Raw genomic sequence first — 17979 nt, forward strand, 5'->3', positions numbered from 1 at the left:
AGCAGAGTCGATCATGTCACGAAAACAAGCTTCCCGTATCGGACTTGGACGAACGCGTAGGACTGCTTTTCGCAAGGTTCGCTGTGCATGCTGCGCTGTGAGGCTTCGACTTCGAGGGCTGGGCGTGTGACCCGATGCCAGGCGTGTCCCACGCGATCATCACCGGCGCTACGGACTGGACAGTTAGTATTCGCCGCACGGTTGTTCGTCTCCGCCCGATCGTCTCGTCAGGAGAGCTGTATGCCGTTCCACGTCGCCGGTTCCGCCGCACCCCTCACCGCCGTACTCGCCGACGGGCAATTGCGGCTGGATGCCGATCCCGTCGACTACGCGCTGGTAGCGCTGTATTTCGTCTTCGTTCTCGGCATCGGTCTGCTGGCCCGGCAGCGGGTTTCGTCGAGTATCGACTTCTTCCTGTCCGGACGTTCGCTGCCCGCCTGGGTGACCGGTCTGGCCTTCATCTCCGCCAATCTCGGCGCGGTCGAGATCATGGGCATGTCCGCCAACGGCGCGGAGTACGGCATGCCGACCATGCACTACTTCTGGATCGGCGCGGTGCCGGCCATGCTGTTCCTGGGCGTGGTGATGATGCCGTTCTACTACGGCTCCAAGGTGCGCAGCGTCCCGGAATTCATGCGGCGGCGCTTCGGACCGGGTGCGCACCTGGTCAACGCGCTCAGCTTCGCGGTGGCGCAGGTGCTCATCGCCGGGGTCAACCTGTATCTGCTCGGCACCATCCTCAATGTGCTGCTGGGCTGGCCGCTGTGGGTGTCGGTGATGGCGGCCGCGGTGATCGTGCTCTCCTACATCACATTGGGCGGGCTGTCGGCGGCCATCTACAACGAGGTGCTGCAGTTCTTCGTGATCGTGGCCGCCCTGCTGCCGCTGACACTGGTCGGTCTGCACAAGGTGGGTGGCTGGGATGGCCTGCGCGACAAGGTGATCGCCGGTCCCGGCGGCGCGCAGCAGGTCGAGGCGTGGCCGGGTAATGAGCTGTCCGGCTTCGCGAACAACTTCATGTCCATTCTCGGCATCGTGTTCGGCCTCGGCTTCGTGCTGTCGTTCGGCTACTGGACCACCAATTTCGTCGAGGTGCAGCGCGCCATGGCGACGCACTCGATCTCCGCCGCGCGGCGCACGCCGATCATCGGCGCGTATCCGAAGATGTTCATCCCCTTCCTCGTCGTCATCCCGGGCATGATCTCCGCGGTGCTGGTGCCGCAGATCATCGACCTCAAGGCGCAGACCGCGGCGAATCCGGACTACCAGGGTGACACCACCTACAACCAGGCGCTGCTGTACCTCATGAAGGACACGCTGCCCAACGGGCTGCTGGGGGTGGGGCTGGCCGGACTCCTCGCGGCGTTCATGGCCGGTATGGCGGCCAATGTCTCGGCGTTCAATACCGTGTTCAGCTACGACCTGTGGCAGCAGTACGTGGTCAAGGACCGGGAGGACGGGTACTACCTGCGCGTGGGCCGCCTGGCCACCGTCGGCGCCACCGTCGCCGCCATCGGCACCGCGTTCATCGCCGGGAATTTCGGCAATATGATGGACTATCTGCAAACGCTGTTCAGCTTCTTCAACGCACCGCTGTTCGCGACCTTCATCCTGGGCATGTTCTGGAAGCGCATGACACCGGCCGCCGGGTGGGCGGGCCTGGTGGCCGGAACCGCCTCCGCCATCGTCGTTTTCATCCTGCACGAGGCCGGTGTCTTCCATTTGTCCGGGCAGGGTTCGAGTTTCGTGGCGGCGGGCGTGGCGTTCGCGGTGGATATCGTGGTGAGCGTGGTCGTCACCCAGGTGTCGCAGCCCAGGCCCGCGGCGGAACTGGTCGGCCTGGTCTACTCCGAGACTCCCAAAGAGGTGCGCACCGACCCGGAATCGGACACGCTGCCCTGGTACCAGCGGCCCGTCCTGCTGGCCGGTATCGCCCTGGTCATCGTCATCGCCCTCAATATCTTCGTCGGCTGACCGCACCCGCCGGATAGGAAAGGCCCGCCATGCTGTTCGATATCCGCACCATCGTCGGCGCACTGCTCGCCTGCTACGGCCTCATCGTCCTGGTGACCGGCCTGACCTACGACGCCGCCGAACAGGAGGCCAAAACCGGCGGGATCGACATCAACCAGTGGACCGGCATCGGCATGCTCATCGCCGCCGCCGTGTTCTTCACCTGGGTCCGCCTGCGCCCCGTCCAGGTCCCACCCACCCCGCCGGAGGACGAGCAGCCCGCCGAATAGCTCAGCGCCGGAGAGTGCGCGGGCGCGTCGCGCGCGTGTCCGCCGCGGCATCGGTAACGAACGATCGCCGTACTCCCGACACACAGACGTGGATGGAAGACGACGCGGTCCTCGTCCCCGTCGCCGCCGGTCGGCACCGTGCCACCGGAAAGCATCACCGAAGGTGAGCCAATGGAGTACTTCGCGCCCCGCTCGCTCGAACTCGTCGACTGCTCGGTCGAATTGGAGAACCTGACCAGACTGGACCTCTCGAACGTGCTGGCCCTACACCGGGATTGCGATCCGGGGATCTGCTCCCTGCATTCCCGCGCCGCATCCCTGCTCGGCATCGCCCACGGCCCGGCACCCGCGCGTCGTCACCCGCGGTTACCGAACCACTGAGGTTCGAACCGCGCTGCCTGTCGTTCCGACGGACGAATGGTCAGGTCGATGGGCGCGGGTTCCGCGCAGCAGTCACAGGCCGGGGTGGCTGCCGACGGTCGTGTGGCGCGGATGTCGAACGATGGGGGAGTACCGACCGGTTGCATGGTTGGCAGGTCGGCACGACGGCGCAGCCGGGCGGCGCGGATGCCGTTGGCGATGACGAAGACCTCGGCGAGTTCGTGGATGAAGACCACGGTGGCCAGGCCGAGGACGCCGGTGGCGGCGAGCGGGACCAGCGACAGCACGATCGCGGCCGACAGGCCCATGTTCTGGAGCATGATCGCGCGGGCGCGGCGGGCGTGCCGGACGGCGTGCGGCAGTTGGCGCAGGTCGTGCCCGAGCAGTGCGATATCGGCGGTCTCGATGGCGACATCGGTTCCCATGGCGCCCATGGCGATTCCGATATCGGCGGTGGCCAGCGCGGGGGCGTCGTTGACGCCGTCGCCGACCATGGCGACCGCGCCGGGGCGCTCCCGGCGCAGCCGGGCGATGTGGTCGGCCTTGTCGGTGGGAAGCAGTTCGGCATGGACGTCGTCGATACCCGCCCGTGCGGCGAGCGCGGCCGCCGTGCGGGCGTTGTCGCCGGTCAGCATGGCCACCCGCACCCCGGCCCGGTGGAGGTCGGCGACGGTGTCGGCGGCCTCGGGGCGCAGTTCGTCACGGATGCCGACCAGTCCGATCAGGACGTGATCGTATTCGAGCAGCGCGACCGTCACACCGGCGTCCTGGAGTCGATCGACATGGTCGGCGAGTGCGCCGGTACGAATCCAGCCGGGCTTGCCGAGGCGGGCCGCCCGCCCGTCCACGATGCCCTCGATCCCCGCACCGGGAACGGTGGTGACGTCCCGTGCGGGCGCGGCGGGTGCGGGAGCGTCGGCCAGAATCGCGGCGGCGAGCGGATGTTCACTGCGCGCCTCCAGCGCGGCGGCGAGCGCGTGGACCCGTTCGCGAGAATGGTCCGCGGTGGGAACGATCTCGACGACGGTGGGCCGGTTGCGGGTCAGCGTGCCGGTCTTGTCCAGCGCGACCGTGCGCACCGCGCCCAGCGCTTCCAGCGCCGCGCCACCCTTGACCAGCACCCCGAGCCGGGTGGCGGCGCCGACCGCGGCGATGACGGTGACCGGCACCGAAATGGCCAGGGCGCACGGGGCGGCGGCGACCAGCACCACCAGCGCACGTTCGAACCACAGCGCCGGATCGCCGAAAACACCGCCGAGCGCGGCGATTCCGGCGGCGAGCACCATGACCGCGGGCACCAGCGGGCGGGCCAACCGGTCGGCCAGCCGCTGCCGGGAACCCTTGCGCCGCTGGGCGTCCTCGACCACGCGGACGACCTTGGCCAGCGAATTGTCCGCCACGGTCGCGGTCGCCCGCACCACCAGCGCGCCGCGGGCATTGATCGACCCGGCGAACACCGCGTCACCCGGGCCGACCTCCACCGGCACCGACTCCCCGGTCACCGCGGCGGTGTCCAGACTCGAACGCCCTTCGCGCACCATGCCGTCGCTGGCGATCCGGTCACCCGCCCGCACCAGCATCAGGTCCCCGACCAGCAGTTCACCGGGCTCGATGGTGGTTTCGCGGCCGTCGCGCAGCACGCGCACCCGGTCCGGCACCAGGGTGAGCAGCGCCCGCAACCCCTGGCGGGTGCGCGCGAGCGAATAGTCCTCCAGGGCTTCGCTGATGGAGAACAGGAACGCCAGCATCGCCGCCTCGGCGAACTGCCCCAGCGCCAGCGCGCCGATCAATGCGATCGTCATCAGCGTGGCGACGCCGATCCGCCGCCGCAGCAGTGCCCGCACCGCACCCGGTACGAAGGTCGTCCCGCCGACCGCCGCCGCTGCCAGGTGCGCCGTGGTCGCCCCGGCCTCGAAGCCGGACCAGTCCGCCGCGAAACCGCTCAGCAGCAGCACCCCCGCCACACCGGCCAGCCGGAGTTCCCGCACCTGCCACAACCGCTGCGGGCGTTCGTCTCCGGCGTCCGGCGCTGCCGCGTTCCCGTGCTCGCCGGGGCCTTCGTCGATGCCGCAGCACGCGTCGCTCATCGTCGTACTCGCTCTCGTGTGCTCAGCAGCAGTCCTGGGCTTCGGCGGCGGGGCAGCACGCGGGGTCCACCGCCAACACCACACCCAGCAGATCCCCCAGCGCGGCCGCGATACGCCGGTCGGCCAGCTCGTACCGATTGCGCCGCCCCTCGGGCACCGCCACCACCAGCCCGCATCCCCGCAGGCAGGCAAGGTGATTCGACAGGATCTGCCGCGACACCCCGATCCGCTCCGCCATCTCCGACGGATAGGCGGGTCCGTCCCGCAGGCTCAACAGGATTCGGGTACGCGTCGGGTCGGACAGCGCATGCCCGAACCGAGCCAACGCGTCCGAGTGCAGCAGGGTCTCCATAACCCCTGACGCTACATCAGAATCTGTATACAGAAAAGCATGAACAATCTACGCCGCTGCCGGGCGACGGCGCGCTGGCTACGGCGCGGCTTGGACGGGCCGGATCCGCACGGCCGTACCGTAGGCCGCCACCTCGCTCATGGTGCCCGCGATCTCGTTGCAGTCGAAGCGCATGGCCACAATGGCATTCGCGCCCAGCGAGATGGCGTGCTGGCACATGCGCATGATCGCCTCGTGCCGGGACTGGTACAGCAGCTGGGTGTACTCGTGAATCTCCCCGCCGCCCAGGGAGCGGAAGGTCGCGCCGATATTCGACCCGATACTGCGACTGCGCACCGTCAACCCGGCCACCTCCCCGAAAACCTGCACGATGTCCTGACCGGGCACATCGTTCATGGTGGAGACCAGAATCGGGAACTGCGGCCCGGGCTGCTGCTGCGGGTAGGGCTGCTGTGCGTACGGTTGCTGCGGCGGGTACTGCGGCTGCTGCGGCGGCATGGGATGACTCACAGATCCGCAGCGTACGGGGGTGATCGGCATCGGCGCTTCCCGGGCTCGAGATCGTGGCGGTCGACCGAGCGCGTGACGGATGGGTAGGGTCACCGCCGGTGAGGGAAGAATTGACCGCCGGACCGGGCCGGTTGGCGCGGTGGTCGACAGCGGTCGCGCTGCTGGCGGCGGCGGCCGCGGTGTTGCTGGGACGTCTGCTTATCGCCGATCACGCGCGGGAGGTCGCCGATGCGACGCGCCCTTGGCGGTCGCCGACGCGGTACGACTGGCCGAGCAGTGGCCCGAGGGTGTCCCCACCGAGGAGCGGTGACCCCGCCCGGTCGCTGGCCGGGCGGGGTCGGTCTCGTCTCAGTCGGCGGGCTGGGGCAGCGGTGCGTTGATGGTGTTGAAGTAGTCGATGATCGACGCCACCGCCACCGGGGCGGTGATCAGCACCGTGCCCGCGATGCCGATCAGGCTCGCGCCTGCCGCCGCGCCGACCAGGCAGCCGACGATCGGGCCGGCACCGAACAGCGTGGCGACGACGCCCGTCGCGATCGTGCCCGCGACCGCGCCGAGGGCGCAGCCGACGAGACCGCCCAGCACGGTCGTGGTCAGCCCGGCCAGGGTACCCGCCAAACCGATGCGGGAGGTCATCCGGGACCAGGCGGCCTTCTCCCGCTCGTACTCGTTCTTGAACTCGGCCTTGTCCTCGAACGGCAGCGAAACGGGCTGGTAGACAGCATGTTCGCGGTCGATCTGCGGCGTCAGGGTCGCGGTGTGCCCGGAGACCTCCGCGGCGACGGGGAAGACGAAGTCGTCCACCCGCACCCGGAGGGGAGCGCCCGCCACGACCGTGCCGTCGGCCGACTTGATCGCCAGCACACCGTTCGCGACCTCCAGCGAACCGATATCGGTGGAGAGCGTCAGGCTCCGCTCCTGCGCCTGGTAGGAGACGTTGACCGGGGCGGGCCCGGTCGGCGCGTCGGCGTGGCCGGTGCCGGTGGCGACGCCGAGGGCGGCGACGAGCAGGGCCGAGGTGGCGGCGAACTTGTTGATCTTCATCAGGTGAATTCCTTCGGTAGCTGCGCAGGGTCCAGCGCGCCGCCTCCATGCCAGTGAACAGGCGACGTGACCCTGGGAGTGGACGGACCGCACCGGCGGCACGGCTCGAATGCCGTGTCGCTGGGTGCAGTTCGGAAGTGAGTTAGGCCGAGGCCCGGCGGCGTGCGATCAGACCGACCACCACGTCCACGACGAGGAAGCCGAGCACGCTGAGCCCGATGAGCGGAGCGAACCAGCCCACCACCACGGCCGCGGCCGCGAACGGCAGCAGCAGCCACAGCGGCGTCTGCCGCAGCACCCCGCGCCGCGGCGCCTTGCCGACGGCGAACGCCTTGGCGTCCCTGGTCGGTCGTCGCCGCCACCACATCAGGTAGCCGCGCACGATCACCGTGATCAGCCCGACCATGACGGCCAGCAGCAACAGCTGGTTGAGCAGCCCGAACATCAGGCCCATATGGAACTGGATGCCCCAGTTGGTCAGCTTGGCCGCCAGCGACCAGTCGGAATACCGCAGCAGGTCGGTGACCTCACCGCTGGCGCCGTTCACGGCGATGGAGTCGACGGTGAGCACCCCGGGCATCCGGCGTTCCTTGGCGGTGAACGCCACGTCCTCCGCCGCCGGAATGCTGATCTCCACGGGCGATTCGATGCCATTGGCGCGCACCACGCCGTACACCAGATCCGCCTGCTCGATCGCCTTGACCGACGGCGCGGCCGCCTCCGGATCCGGCATGGCGTGATGGGAGTGTTCCCCGGCGGCGGGCGCGGACGGCGTCGCGGCACCCGGCAGTTCGGAACTCACCTTCGGGGTGGTCCAGCTCATCTCCTCGCGGATCTTCGCGATGTTCTCACCGGCGTAGGTGGACCAGGTCATACCGGTCACCGACAGCAGCAGCACGATCGGCAGAATCCACACACCCACGGCCGCATGCCAATTCAGCGAACGGCCACGCGGGCGGGAACGATCCGGCCACAGCAGCCAGCGCGCGGACCGGCGCTCGCGCCGGGCGCGCACCCGCCGGATCCACAGCACCAGCCCGGCCAGGGCGATCACCCACAGCCAGGAGGCGGCCAACTCGCTGTAGAGGCGACCCGGTTCGCCCAGATGCAGGTCACGGTGCAACTGGTCGATCCAGGTGCGCATGGGCAGCGCACCCGAGCTGCCGTAGACGACGCTGTCGCCCAGCGGCTCGGCGGTCACCGGATCCACGAAGACGGCGCGTCGCTCGGACGCTCCGAGTGTCGGGTCGGTGAAGATCACACGGGTGGTGTCCCCGGTGCCCTGCGCCGGGGCGACCGCCGCCAGCGCCAGGTCCGGCTGCCGCGCGACAGCGGCGCGGATCTGATCCGACAGCGGCTTGACCGGGCCGGTCGAATCGGTGTGCAGCAGGCCCCGTTCGGTGATGTTCTCCAGGGTCGGGGCAATGGCGTAGAGCGCGCCCGTGACGGCCGCGATCAGGATGAACGGGGCGACGAAAACGCCCGCGTAAAAATGGAGTCTCAGCATCAGCGCTTGAAAAGCGCCGCCTGCTTTCTTCTTACCGCCCGCGGATTCGGCGGATGAATCCGTTTCCGGGGTAGGCGAAATAGGCGGTGTCGTCTCGACACCGCTATCCGTGGTGGTCACTAGCGGACTTTCTGTTCGAGGGGCAGCCCGGATGCGCGGAATACCGCATGCCGCATCGGCATACGTGGACAGCGCGATCACACGGACGGGAAAGTCCGTGTGCCGGGCGAGAAAGGAGAATCAGCCTCGAACGAGAACGGGTGGCCCGCGGGTGCGCAGTGCGTCGGCGGCGAAGAGCCGCAGCACGATCCGATCGCGGTGCTCGATGGGCAGCGCGGGCGGCCCCGCGAGCACCGGCAGCACGACGGGTACCGGCAGCACCCGCGCCATCACGGCGGTGACGATCCGATAGGCGGCCTCCGCGCCCAGGATCACGACAGCCGCGGCGATGGCGGCCACGATATGCGCCAGCAGCATGGACGGCGTCCACACCGACTGCTGGTGGTGATGCCCGCCGCCGGCTCCCCACGACATGGCGAGGTGGCCCAGCAGCTGTCCGCCCACCAGCGCGCCCACCAGACCGACGGCGGTGGTGCGCAGCGAGCGCACCCCGGCGGTCAGCGCGCCCACGGCGGCACAGCCCGCGATGAGCAGAGTCAGCGCGCCTGAATCGGGGGCCATGGCGCCGGAGGCCCAACCGTGCGCGGCGACGGCCAGCGCCCCGGAAATCGAACCGGCCGCCCCACCGCGCAATACCGCGGCATCACCGCGAAAATGCGCCGTAGGGCGGCCGGACTCGAAACTCACCCGCTGATGATAGCGGTCCCTGGATTCCGGACTCCACACCCGCTACCCGCCGGAGTGCGGACGGAGTGGTCGCGTCGAATTACTCCGCCGGAACTTCCATTTCGACCAGCGGCTTGCGCAGCAGTTTGCCGGTGGCATTGCGCGGCAGCTCGTCGAGGAAGATCACCTCGCGCGGCACCTTGTAGCGCGCCAGGTTCTCCTTCACGAAATCCTTGATCTCCTGGGCGTCGCGCTGGGAATCCGGGCCCGGAACCACGATGGCGCGCAAACGCTTTCCGAAGTCGGCATCGTCCACACCCACCACGGCCGCCTCCAGCACGTCGGGGCGGTTGGAGATGAGGTGCTCCACCTCCTGCGGGAAGACGTTCTCGCCGCCGGAGACGATCATGTCGTCGTCGCGGCCGTCGATGAACAGCAGGCCGTCGGCGTCGAAGTGACCCACGTCGCCCGAGGACATGAGGCCGTCCACGAACTCCTTGGTACGGCCGTCGGTGTACGCCTTGAAGGAATGCGCGTTGCCGATGAAGATGGTGCCCGTCACGCCCGGCTTGGTGATGAGCTTACGGTTCTCGTCGTACAGCGCGAGGGTGATGCCGACCGGCGGGCGGCCCGCGGTGGTCGGCGACTTGCGCAGCTCATCCGGGGTGGCCACGGTGATGACCGCGCATTCGGTGGAGCCGTACAGGTTGTAGAGCGTCGGGCCGAAGTAGTCCAGACTGCGGGTGACCACGTCCGGCGGGATGGCCGACCCGGCGGCGAAGATGACGCGCAGCGACGCCTTCGGGTTGTACTTGGCTAGCACCTCGGACGGCAGGTCGAGCATGCGCTGCAGCATGGTCGGCACCACGGTCAGGCCCTGCGCCCGGTACTTCACGATATTGGCGATCGTGAGCTCCGGGTCGAAGCGGCGCTGCTGGAAGACCACCTTGTTGCCCAGTGCGATGGACAGGGTGAACTGCGACAGGCCGGTGCCGTGGAAGATGGGCGCGGCCATCACCATGGTGCCGTTGCGCGGCAGCGGAATTCGATCCAGGAACTGGGCCGAGATGAACGGGCTCACCTTGTCGCGCGGCGCACCCTTCGGGGTGCCGGTGGTGCCGGAGGTCAGGATGACCATGCCGCCCGGCTTGTCCGGCGGCGTGATCGGTGCGGTGGACTGCCCCTGCGACACCGACTCGATGGTGGGGATGGCCGGATCGGCGTTGTCCTTCTCGTCCACCCAGGTGAGGATGCGCGGAATGTCCTCGGGAATGGCACTCATGAGCTCGAAGAACTCACTGTCGTGCAGGACCGCCTTGACCTGCTCGCGGGCCGCCACATCGGCGAACTGCGGCTTGGCGAAGCCGGTGTTCATGAGGACGGCGCGCACCCCGAGCTTGCCGGTGGCGAGCAGGCTCAGCACCATGCCGCGGTGGTCGCGGGCCAGCACCGCCACCACATCGCCGGGCCGCAGCCCGCGCGCGCTGAGTCCGCGCGCGAAGGCGTTGGACAGTTCGTCGAGCTCCTTGACCGACAGCTCACCGCGCTCGTCGATGATGGCGGCGTGCGGGTTGGTCTGCGCGGCATGCATGACGACGCCGGCGAACGGGCCGAACTTGAGCACGTTCAGCGCGGATTTGACGGCATGATCGGGGCGCAGCGGATTGAACAGGCCCCGCTTCATCATGGCGTTCACGCTGAGCGCCGTGTCGCTGACCTTTTTCAACGCGCTGTTTGCCGTCGGACGGGCAACTGACATGGGTACAACCATTCCCGCGATCTCCCTGCCGGACGAGTCGGCCGGGCGGACCGCGACATCGAGATCCAGTGCGCTTGCAGCCTAGCAAGCGCAGGCAGAAAGGTTGTGGCTCAGGTCTCTGTTACCCGAAGTAGCGCTTAATGCGGTCGGAATGTGACCCCCGGCTACACCTCGTACTCGACCAGCACGCGGCGCAGCAGCTTGCCGGTGGTGTTGCGGGGCAGATCGTCGAGGAAGATCACCTCGCGCGGCACCTTGTAGCGGGCCAGATTGCCCTTCACGTACGCCTTGATCTCCTCGGCGTCCGGGCTCGCACCCGGTTCCGGAACGATGAAGGCGCGCAAGCGCTTTCCGAACTCCACATCGTCCACGCCGACCACCGCCGCGTCGAATACGTCCCGCCGCTCCAGCAGCAGGTTCTCCACCTCCTGCGGGAAGACGTTCTCCCCGCCGGAGACGATCATGTCGTCGTCGCGGCCGTCCACGAACAGTAGGCCGTTGTCGTCGAAATGCCCGACGTCGCCGCTGGACATGTACCCGTCGATGATCTGCTTGTGCCGCCCGTCGGTGTAGCCCTCGAAGGGTGCGCCGGAGCGGATGAAGATACGGCCGGTGACATTCTTGGCGTGGATGCGCTTGTCGTCATCGTCGAACAGGGCGACCTCGCAGGTCAGCGGCGATTTGCCCGCTGTGCCCGGTGCCTTGGCCAGATCCTCGGGGCGCGCCACCGTCGCCACCGCGCATTCGGTCGAGCCGTACAGGTTGTACAGCACCGGGCCGAAGACCTCCTGGGTGCGCACGCTGAGCTCGGGCGACAGTGCCGAACCGGCGATGACGATGCCCCGCAGCGAGGAGGTGTCGTACTTCTCGCGAATGGCCGGATCCAACTCCACCATGCGGTGCACCATGGTCGGCACCGCCACCAGCATGTCCGCCTTGTGCTCGTCGATCAGCCGCAGCGTGCGTTCGGCGTCGAACCGGCGGACCAGCACCACCTTGTTGCCCAGTGCCGTGCCGACCAGCCAGGTGCCCATGCCGGTGCTGTGGAAGATGGGGGAGACGATCACCATGGTGCCCTGGCGCGGGAAGTCGATGCGGTCCACCATCTGCACGGTGCCGATCGGGCCGACCTTGGTGCGCGGCGCGCCCTTGGGCAGGCCGGTGGTGCCGCTGGTGAGGATGATGAAACCGCCCGGCTTCTGCGGGGCGGGCAGCCGCTCGGTGGAGTTCTCCGCCATCAGCGTGTCGAGCGTCGTCGCCCCCGCCGGGACCTCGTGTCCCTCGTCCACCCAGGTGAGCACGCGCGGCAGTTCCGGCGGCAGGGCGTCGAGCAGGCCGAGGAACTCGCTGTCGTGCAGCACCGCCTTGACGTTCTCGCGGGCGCACACCTCGGCGAACTGCGGCTTGGCGAATCCGGTGTTCATCAGCGCCGAGCGCACGCCGAGCTTCCCGGCGGCCGCCAGCGAGAGCAGCAGTCCGCGGTGGTCGCGGGCGAGGATGCCGATCACCATGCCCGGCTGGATGCCCATGGCCTGGAGGCCCCGGGCCACCGCCGTCGAACCCTCGTCGAGTTCGCGGTAGGTCATCTCGCCGCGTTCGTCGGCCAGCGCCGGGCGGTCCGGCCACACCCGCGCGGCATGCTGCACCATGGTGGCCTGCGGCCCGAAAACCTTGGCCTCCCGCATGGTTCGCAGGGTTTCCATGGGATTGCGGGGATCGCTGATGCCGACCTCCCGCAACCGCCCCAGACCCTTGATCACCTCTCCGGTGTGGGTCATACGCTGCTGCACCGAATGCAGAATCGAGGCCATCTCGATCAACCTCCGAACTCGTGGTCGTGCCGGTTCGACGCCGCACGACACCCTGCGATTGGCGCAACGGTAGCAGTGGAGTGTGACCGACGTTACAGAAATCCGGTCAGATCGGACAGCGCGGCCGGGTGCGTCCACCGACCAGGCGTTTTGCCGTGGCGGATCGGGTGTATCGATCCGGGCGGTGACCGGCGGGCGCTCACCGATGGTTACATGGACCGGGTGACCGATTCCACGGAGTTGCTCTTCGGTGTGTACGCGGCGGGGCAGGTCAGCACGGTGGCCGGGCCGCCCGACGACCGCGCCGCCATCGCGGATCTGGTGCGGCGGCTACAGGGGGACGCGCCGTTCGTGGTGCGGGAGTACCTGCACTACCTGGGTACTCCACCGGACCCGGAACGGGCTGCGGTCCTGCACCCCGAACGCGTCTACGGCGAGCTGACCATGCCGGATCGGTGGTATCTGGAGGGGCACCGGCAGTTGGACCTGGTGCTCTGCTACCTGCCCACTGCCGTCGACGTGGACGGCTGGCTGAATTTCATCGACCGGGCCATCGACCGGTACGGGCGGATCGTGCGCTACCTCCAGATCACGCTGGAACCCAATTTCGACATCCCGTGGATCGACGGCAGTTCCCCCGGCGTGGTGACGGCCCTGGTGCGCGGCATCGCGCACGCGCGCAAGGCGCTCGACACGGTGGGCCTGGACGCGGTGCGCATCGGATTCTCGGTGGCCGAATCACCGGACTGGATGGGCGGTGACGCGGCCTTTTGGGAGCAGCTGGCGGCCGTACCCGCACACGAATTCGCCGACCTGGTCGACTATGTCGGGCTGGCGCTGTATCCCGATGCCTTCTCCCCGGTCGCACCGCACGGCACGCCCGGCGATATCGATTCCCAGGTGAAGCACGCCATCCAGCAGCTGCGCGAGGAGTCGCTGCCCAAGGCGCGCATAGGATCTCACGTACCGATCCACATCTCGGAATGCGGCAGCATCACCGGCCCGGAGCGCACCCCCGAACACCAGGCCGACAGCATCGATCACCTGGTACGCGCCGTCGCGGCGGTGCGAAGCCGCCACCACGTGACCCATCTCGAACTCTTCGGCCTGCGCGACGCCAACTCCGCTCAGCCGGAACCCATGGCGCAGTTGGGAATCACGTCCAGCGACTACCGCCCCAAGGCGGCCTTCGAGACCTATCGCCGCCTGGTGGAGGAGTTCAGCGCCTGACGCTCGGCACCGAACCCCTGAAACTCACTGCCGCCGAATCGGATTGCTCCAGGCCCGGTTGCCCGCCACGTCGGTGACCGTCACCCGCACGTACGGGCTGCGCGCGAACATGTCCAGCGGCAGCCGACATTCGGTCAACCCGTCACCCATCCGCCACTGCGCCCCGGGAACCGATCCGGTCACCACGATCTTGTGCACCGGCGAACATCGAATCTCGATCCGCCCGCCCGCGATCTCGATGCCGTGAATCTCCGGCCCGGTACTGGAGTAGTAGTGCCCGGCCTTCAACGCGATCAGCAAAGCATCAGGATCGAGGGATTCGGCACGCACCTGCACCCAGGCATCGCGCCCGGCCGGATCCTGCGGCTGAAAGTGACAGTCGTCGGCCGCATACGCGTCGAGCCGATACCCCCGCCCCAGCAGCACATCATAGAGATGCAGACTGTCCCCCCGATCCTCCCGTGCCGCAAGCGAATTGAACACCTCCACCGCATGCGCCGCATCCAGCGTCGCCGCATCCTCGACGGTCGACAAAGCTGCCGCCGGATGCGCCATCCCGATGAAAGCCCCCGCCGCCCGCGCCCGCCGCGCCAACTCCGGCCCACTCTCGGACGGCTCCGGCGGCACGAACCCCACCGGCAACCCCACCGCGACAATATGCCATCTACTGGCGAATTGCATTCGCGGCGCCTCCAACTCGGCCCCGAGCAATGTGGTGAAATCGTCGGTTCGAATGGCCCGCGTATCCGTGAGTGGAAACCCGTACTCCGGGCGGAAGTGGTCGGTGACGGCGACGAAGTCGTACCCCGCCTCCCGATACCGCCGACAGACCTCCTCCGGTGCCAGCGCTCCATCCGACCGGTTCGAGTGACAGTGCAGATTCCCCCGCCAGAACCGACCGGGCAACGTGAAGGGCAACATCGCCCCAGTATGTGAGATATCGAGTGGGGCGGGCCATGGCTGTCGCCCTGGCCTCCGCTGGCTGCCATCGGCTGAGGTGCCCCGCTGGGCACAGCACTGTGGAATCCCCGATGGATGCCGCGAACGGAAACCGGCGCGAGCTCCGCGGAACTCGCGCCGGTTGCCCTGTCCCAGAACCTACTTCAGCTTGTCGCTCGACAGTCCCAGCACCCGGCGGGCCACGATGAGCTGCTGGATCTGCTGGGTGCCTTCGAAGATGTCGAGGATCTTCGAGTCGCGGCCCCACTTCTCGAGCAGGGTGCGCTGGCTGTAGCCGAGGGGGCCCGCGAGTTCGACGGCCTTGAGGGTGACGTCGGTGCCCATGCGGCCGGCCTTGGCCTTGGACATGGAGGCCTCGAGGGAGTTCGGCTTCTTGTTGTCGGCCATCCAGGCCGCGCGTAGGGAGAGCAGGTAGGCGGCTTCCCAGTCGGCTTCCAGGCGGAGGTATTCCGCGGCGGCGGCGTGCTGGTTGTTCGGCGGGGTGTCGTAGGAGATCTCGACGCCCGCGTCGGTGAGGATCTTGCGCAGTTCCTCGAGGGCGGCGCGGCCCACACCGACGGCCATACCGGCCACCAGCGGGCGGGTGTTGTCGAACGTCTGCATGACGCCCGCGAAACCCTTCTCCACATTGACTTCCGGCGAACCGAGGATGTTGTCCTTCGGAATGCGGCAGTCCTCGAAGCGGATCTCGGCGGTGTCGGACGCCTTGATGCCGAGCTTGTGCTCGAGGCGGGACACGGTGAGGCCCTTGGCATCCCGGGGCACCACGAAGGACTTGATGGCGGCGCGCCCCTTGGACTTGTCCACCGAGGCCCACACCACGATGTGGGTGGCACGCGAACCGGCGGTCACGAAGATCTTGGTGCCGTTGAGCACCCACTCGTCACCGTCGAGCACCGCGGTGGTGGACACCGCGGCCGAGTCGGAGCCGAAGGACGGCTCGGTGATCGCCATGGCGGCCCACACCTTGCCGAAGCGCTGCAACTGCTCATCGGTGGCGACCGCGGCGATGGCCGCATTGCCCAGCCCCTGGTAGGGGATGGAGAGCATGAGGCCGACATCGCCCCACGAGGTCTCCAGGGCGTTCATGAGCGCGGACATGTTGCCGCCGTTGCTGTTGCCCAGCAGTTCGGTGGCGTGGCCGTCGCCCTCGCCCTCCTGGGCCTTGCGTCCGCCGGTGGCGCCGGAGACGTCCTGTGCACCGGAGTCGGACAGGCCCTCCACCATGGCGGCCATGGTGTCCAGCTCGACCGGGTACTCGTGCTCGGCGAGGTCGTACTTGCGCGAGGTGGGGCGGAAGATCTCCGCGGCCACCTGATGGGCCTGATTGGCGCTGGCCCGCAGCTTCTTGGGGAGTTCGAGATTGATCATTGTGGTCTCCGTGTGAGAAGTCGGGGCTAGACGAGGACGACGCCTTCGGCGACGCCGATGCCGCGCAGATCGCGGTACCAGCGCTCGACCGGGTGCTCCTTGGTGAAGCCGTGGCCGCCGAGCAACTGCACGCCGTCCAGGCCGATCTGCATGCCCTTGTCGGTGGCCAGCTTCTTGGCCAGCGCCGCCTCGCGGGCGAACGACAGCCCCTGCTCGGCGCGCGACGCGCCACGCAGTGTCACCAGGCGCATACCGTCCAGCTCGATCGCCATATTGGCGACCATGAACGCCACCGCCTGCCGGTGCGCGATCGGCTCACCGAACGCCTCGCGCTCCTTCACATACGGAATCACGTAGTCCAGCACGGCCTGGCCGGTGCCGACCGCCAGCGACGACCAGCCCAGCCGGGCCAGCCGCACCGCGTCGGCGTAATCCTCGGCGCGCTGCACGGCGTCGGCATCGCCCAGGATGGCGTTGGCCGGAACCGCGACATTGTTCAGCAGCAGTCGACCCAGGCCCGCGGCGCGCAGACCCATGGCCGGATCCGCCTCGATCACCACACCGTCGGTGTCGGATTCGACGATGAAGAAGGCGGGGCGGCCGTCGAGTTCGGCGGCGACGATGAACAGCTCGGCGTCACCGGCGGCCGGGACCAAGCTCTTCACACCGTTGAGGCGGTAGCCGCTGGGGGAGCGGGTCGCCTTGGTGCGCAGCGCGAAGGGGTCGAACAGCGGCTGCGGCTCGCTGATCACGACCGACGCCTGCGGCACGTTCTCGCCGGTGAAAGCGCCGAGGTAGGTGCGCTGCTGGGCGTCGGTACCCCACTGCGACAGCGCCACGGCCACGCCGCTGGGGGCCAGGATGGGCAGTGCGAGTCCCATATCGCCGTGCGCGAGCGCCTCGGCGACCAGCGCGTTGGTGACCGCGCCGCGCTCGGAGGCCGCGCCGTCCAGCTCCTCGGGAACATTGATCAGGGTGATGCCGAGTTCCGCGGCCCGCTCGAGCAGATCACGCGGGGCCTTGGCGGCGTTGTCGGCGTCGTAGGCGGCCGGGCGCAGGATCTCCTCGGCGAACTCCTTCACCGTCTCGACGATCATCTGCTGTTCGTCGGTCGGGGTCAGGTCGAAGTAGTCCTTGCCCCGGGACTCGTTGGCGGGCAGCCGCTTCGGAGCGCCGCCGCCGGACACCTTCTCGAACGCCCGGGTGGCCGCGCCGAGGGTGCGGAAACCGGTCTTGGTGCCCTCGTAGGTGAGCCGCTCGATCGGCTTGCGCAGCTTGTACTTCTCGGCGAGTTCCGATCCCGTGATCGTCGTCATGACCCGCATGGCCGCGCCCATCCAGTCGCGCTTGACCGGGTTGAGTCCGACAGCGGAGGTGTCCCGCTTCGTTGCGGTGTCTCGAGTACTCATAATCACCAAATTTCTCGGGTGTGTGGGGTGATCCTGCCCAGCAATCTTACTCCTGAGTAAGACTATCTTACTTCAGAGTAAGAAAGCCGTCGAGAGTTGTCGAATCACCTGGTCGGTGGCGGAGTGTCGAGATCGCGGCAACTAGTGAAACAAATTCGCTTCAGAAAGAGGCGGGCTGGGCTACCGTGGGGGCGCATCATCCGCCCCCGCAAGGAGGTCGCACCATGAAGAGACTCGTGGCCACGGCCGGTGCCGTCGCCGCCCTGACCCTCGCCGTCGTACCCGCCGCATCCGCCACCATCCCGCTGGAGCCGTACCAGCCGATTCAGACCCCGGCAGAGGCCGGCGCGATCGGCACCGAATTCGGCAGCAGCGGCAGTGCCAGCGAGGTCGGCTCCAACTCCGCACTGCCCACGCCCGGTGGCGGCGACACCGACGTGGACGTCGGCATCGACACCAACTCCGCCGGATTCGACCTGATTCCGGACTGACTCGCGCGTACCGGCGACGGCACCGCAGCTGGCGCGCC

Annotated in this window: 16 protein-coding genes; 5 read left to right on the forward strand and 11 right to left on the reverse strand. The window is 68.3% G+C overall.

Features of this window, described 5'->3' with window-relative positions; genetic code table 11:
• Positions 1-240 precede the first annotated feature (240 nt).
• The 3 genes from FOH10_RS04810 to FOH10_RS04820 all read left to right on the forward strand — a co-directional run bounded on the left by FOH10_RS04810 (position 241) and on the right by FOH10_RS04820 (position 2624).
• On the forward strand, positions 241-1974 hold the full coding sequence (locus FOH10_RS04810; RefSeq protein WP_143979784.1) for a sodium:solute symporter family protein: 1734 nt from the start codon (positions 241-243) through the stop codon (positions 1972-1974).
• Between the two features lie 29 nt (positions 1975-2003).
• The gene (locus FOH10_RS04815; protein WP_143979785.1) at positions 2004-2243 is read left to right on the forward strand and encodes a hypothetical protein; all 240 of its coding nucleotides are present in this window, start codon (positions 2004-2006) and stop codon (positions 2241-2243) included.
• A 171-nt stretch (positions 2244-2414) separates the two neighbouring features.
• Positions 2415-2624 (forward strand): hypothetical protein, encoded by a 210-nt coding sequence (locus FOH10_RS04820; RefSeq protein WP_143979786.1) that lies wholly within the window; start codon positions 2415-2417, stop codon positions 2622-2624.
• On the opposite strand, the gene FOH10_RS04825 is transcribed toward FOH10_RS04820, so the two are convergent.
• The 8 genes from FOH10_RS04825 to FOH10_RS04860 form a co-directional block, all read right to left on the reverse strand.
• Positions 2600-4711, reverse strand: a complete 2112-nt coding sequence (locus tag FOH10_RS04825; protein ID WP_143979787.1) for a heavy metal translocating P-type ATPase — start codon at positions 4709-4711, stop codon at positions 2600-2602. The genes FOH10_RS04820 and FOH10_RS04825 overlap by 25 nt on opposite strands.
• Before the next feature lie 22 nt (positions 4712-4733).
• Positions 4734-5063, reverse strand: a complete 330-nt coding sequence (locus tag FOH10_RS04830; protein ID WP_029931816.1) for an ArsR/SmtB family transcription factor — start codon at positions 5061-5063, stop codon at positions 4734-4736.
• Positions 5064-5141: 78 nt separating this feature from the next.
• A complete protein-coding gene (locus FOH10_RS04835) occupies positions 5142-5474 on the reverse strand; it encodes a YbjQ family protein (RefSeq protein WP_039809584.1) in 333 nt (110 codons plus the stop codon).
• A 447-nt stretch (positions 5475-5921) separates the two neighbouring features.
• The gene (locus FOH10_RS04840; protein ID WP_143979788.1) at positions 5922-6617 is read right to left on the reverse strand and encodes a DUF8020 domain-containing protein; all 696 of its coding nucleotides are present in this window, start codon (positions 6615-6617) and stop codon (positions 5922-5924) included.
• A 142-nt stretch (positions 6618-6759) separates the two neighbouring features.
• Positions 6760-8124, reverse strand: coding sequence for a PepSY-associated TM helix domain-containing protein (locus FOH10_RS04845; RefSeq protein WP_143979789.1), 1365 nt, complete (start codon positions 8122-8124; stop codon positions 6760-6762).
• 240 nt (positions 8125-8364) lie between these two features.
• Complete coding sequence (locus tag FOH10_RS04850) at positions 8365-8931, reverse strand: hypothetical protein (protein ID WP_051036858.1); 567 nt, start codon at positions 8929-8931, stop codon at positions 8365-8367.
• Positions 8932-9010: 79 nt separating this feature from the next.
• Positions 9011-10669 carry an acyl-CoA synthetase gene (locus tag FOH10_RS04855; RefSeq protein ID WP_143979790.1) on the reverse strand — a complete coding sequence of 553 codons (1659 nt, stop codon included), beginning with the start codon at positions 10667-10669 and terminating at the stop codon, positions 9011-9013.
• Positions 10670-10833: 164 nt separating this feature from the next.
• Entirely contained in the window at positions 10834-12480 is a 1647-nt protein-coding gene (locus FOH10_RS04860; protein WP_143979791.1) for an acyl-CoA synthetase, read from the reverse strand.
• Between the two features lie 222 nt (positions 12481-12702).
• Here FOH10_RS04860 and FOH10_RS04865 point away from each other — a divergent pair, with 222 nt between their 5' ends.
• Entirely contained in the window at positions 12703-13710 is a 1008-nt protein-coding gene (locus FOH10_RS04865; RefSeq protein WP_143979792.1) for a hypothetical protein, read from the forward strand.
• Between the two features lie 24 nt (positions 13711-13734).
• Here the strand turns inward: FOH10_RS04865 and FOH10_RS04870 are convergent, their stop codons facing one another.
• From FOH10_RS04870 to FOH10_RS04880, 3 genes are all read right to left on the reverse strand, one after another.
• Positions 13735-14631 (reverse strand): CehA/McbA family metallohydrolase, encoded by an 897-nt coding sequence (locus FOH10_RS04870; RefSeq protein WP_143979793.1) that lies wholly within the window; start codon positions 14629-14631, stop codon positions 13735-13737.
• Positions 14632-14808: 177 nt separating this feature from the next.
• On the reverse strand, positions 14809-16041 hold the full coding sequence (locus tag FOH10_RS04875; protein ID WP_039809545.1) for an acyl-CoA dehydrogenase family protein: 1233 nt from the start codon (positions 16039-16041) through the stop codon (positions 14809-14811).
• 26 nt (positions 16042-16067) lie between these two features.
• Complete coding sequence (locus tag FOH10_RS04880; RefSeq protein WP_370450306.1) at positions 16068-17456, reverse strand: acyl-CoA dehydrogenase family protein; 1389 nt, start codon at positions 17454-17456, stop codon at positions 16068-16070.
• 218 nt (positions 17457-17674) lie between these two features.
• On the opposite strand from FOH10_RS04880, the gene FOH10_RS04885 reads away from it, so the two are divergent.
• On the forward strand, positions 17675-17941 hold the full coding sequence (locus FOH10_RS04885; RefSeq protein WP_039809550.1) for a hypothetical protein: 267 nt from the start codon (positions 17675-17677) through the stop codon (positions 17939-17941).
• Positions 17942-17979 lie beyond the last annotated feature (38 nt).

It is taken from the genome of Nocardia otitidiscaviarum (assembly GCF_007362295.1).
GTDB lineage: Bacteria > Actinomycetota > Actinomycetes > Mycobacteriales > Mycobacteriaceae > Nocardia > Nocardia otitidiscaviarum.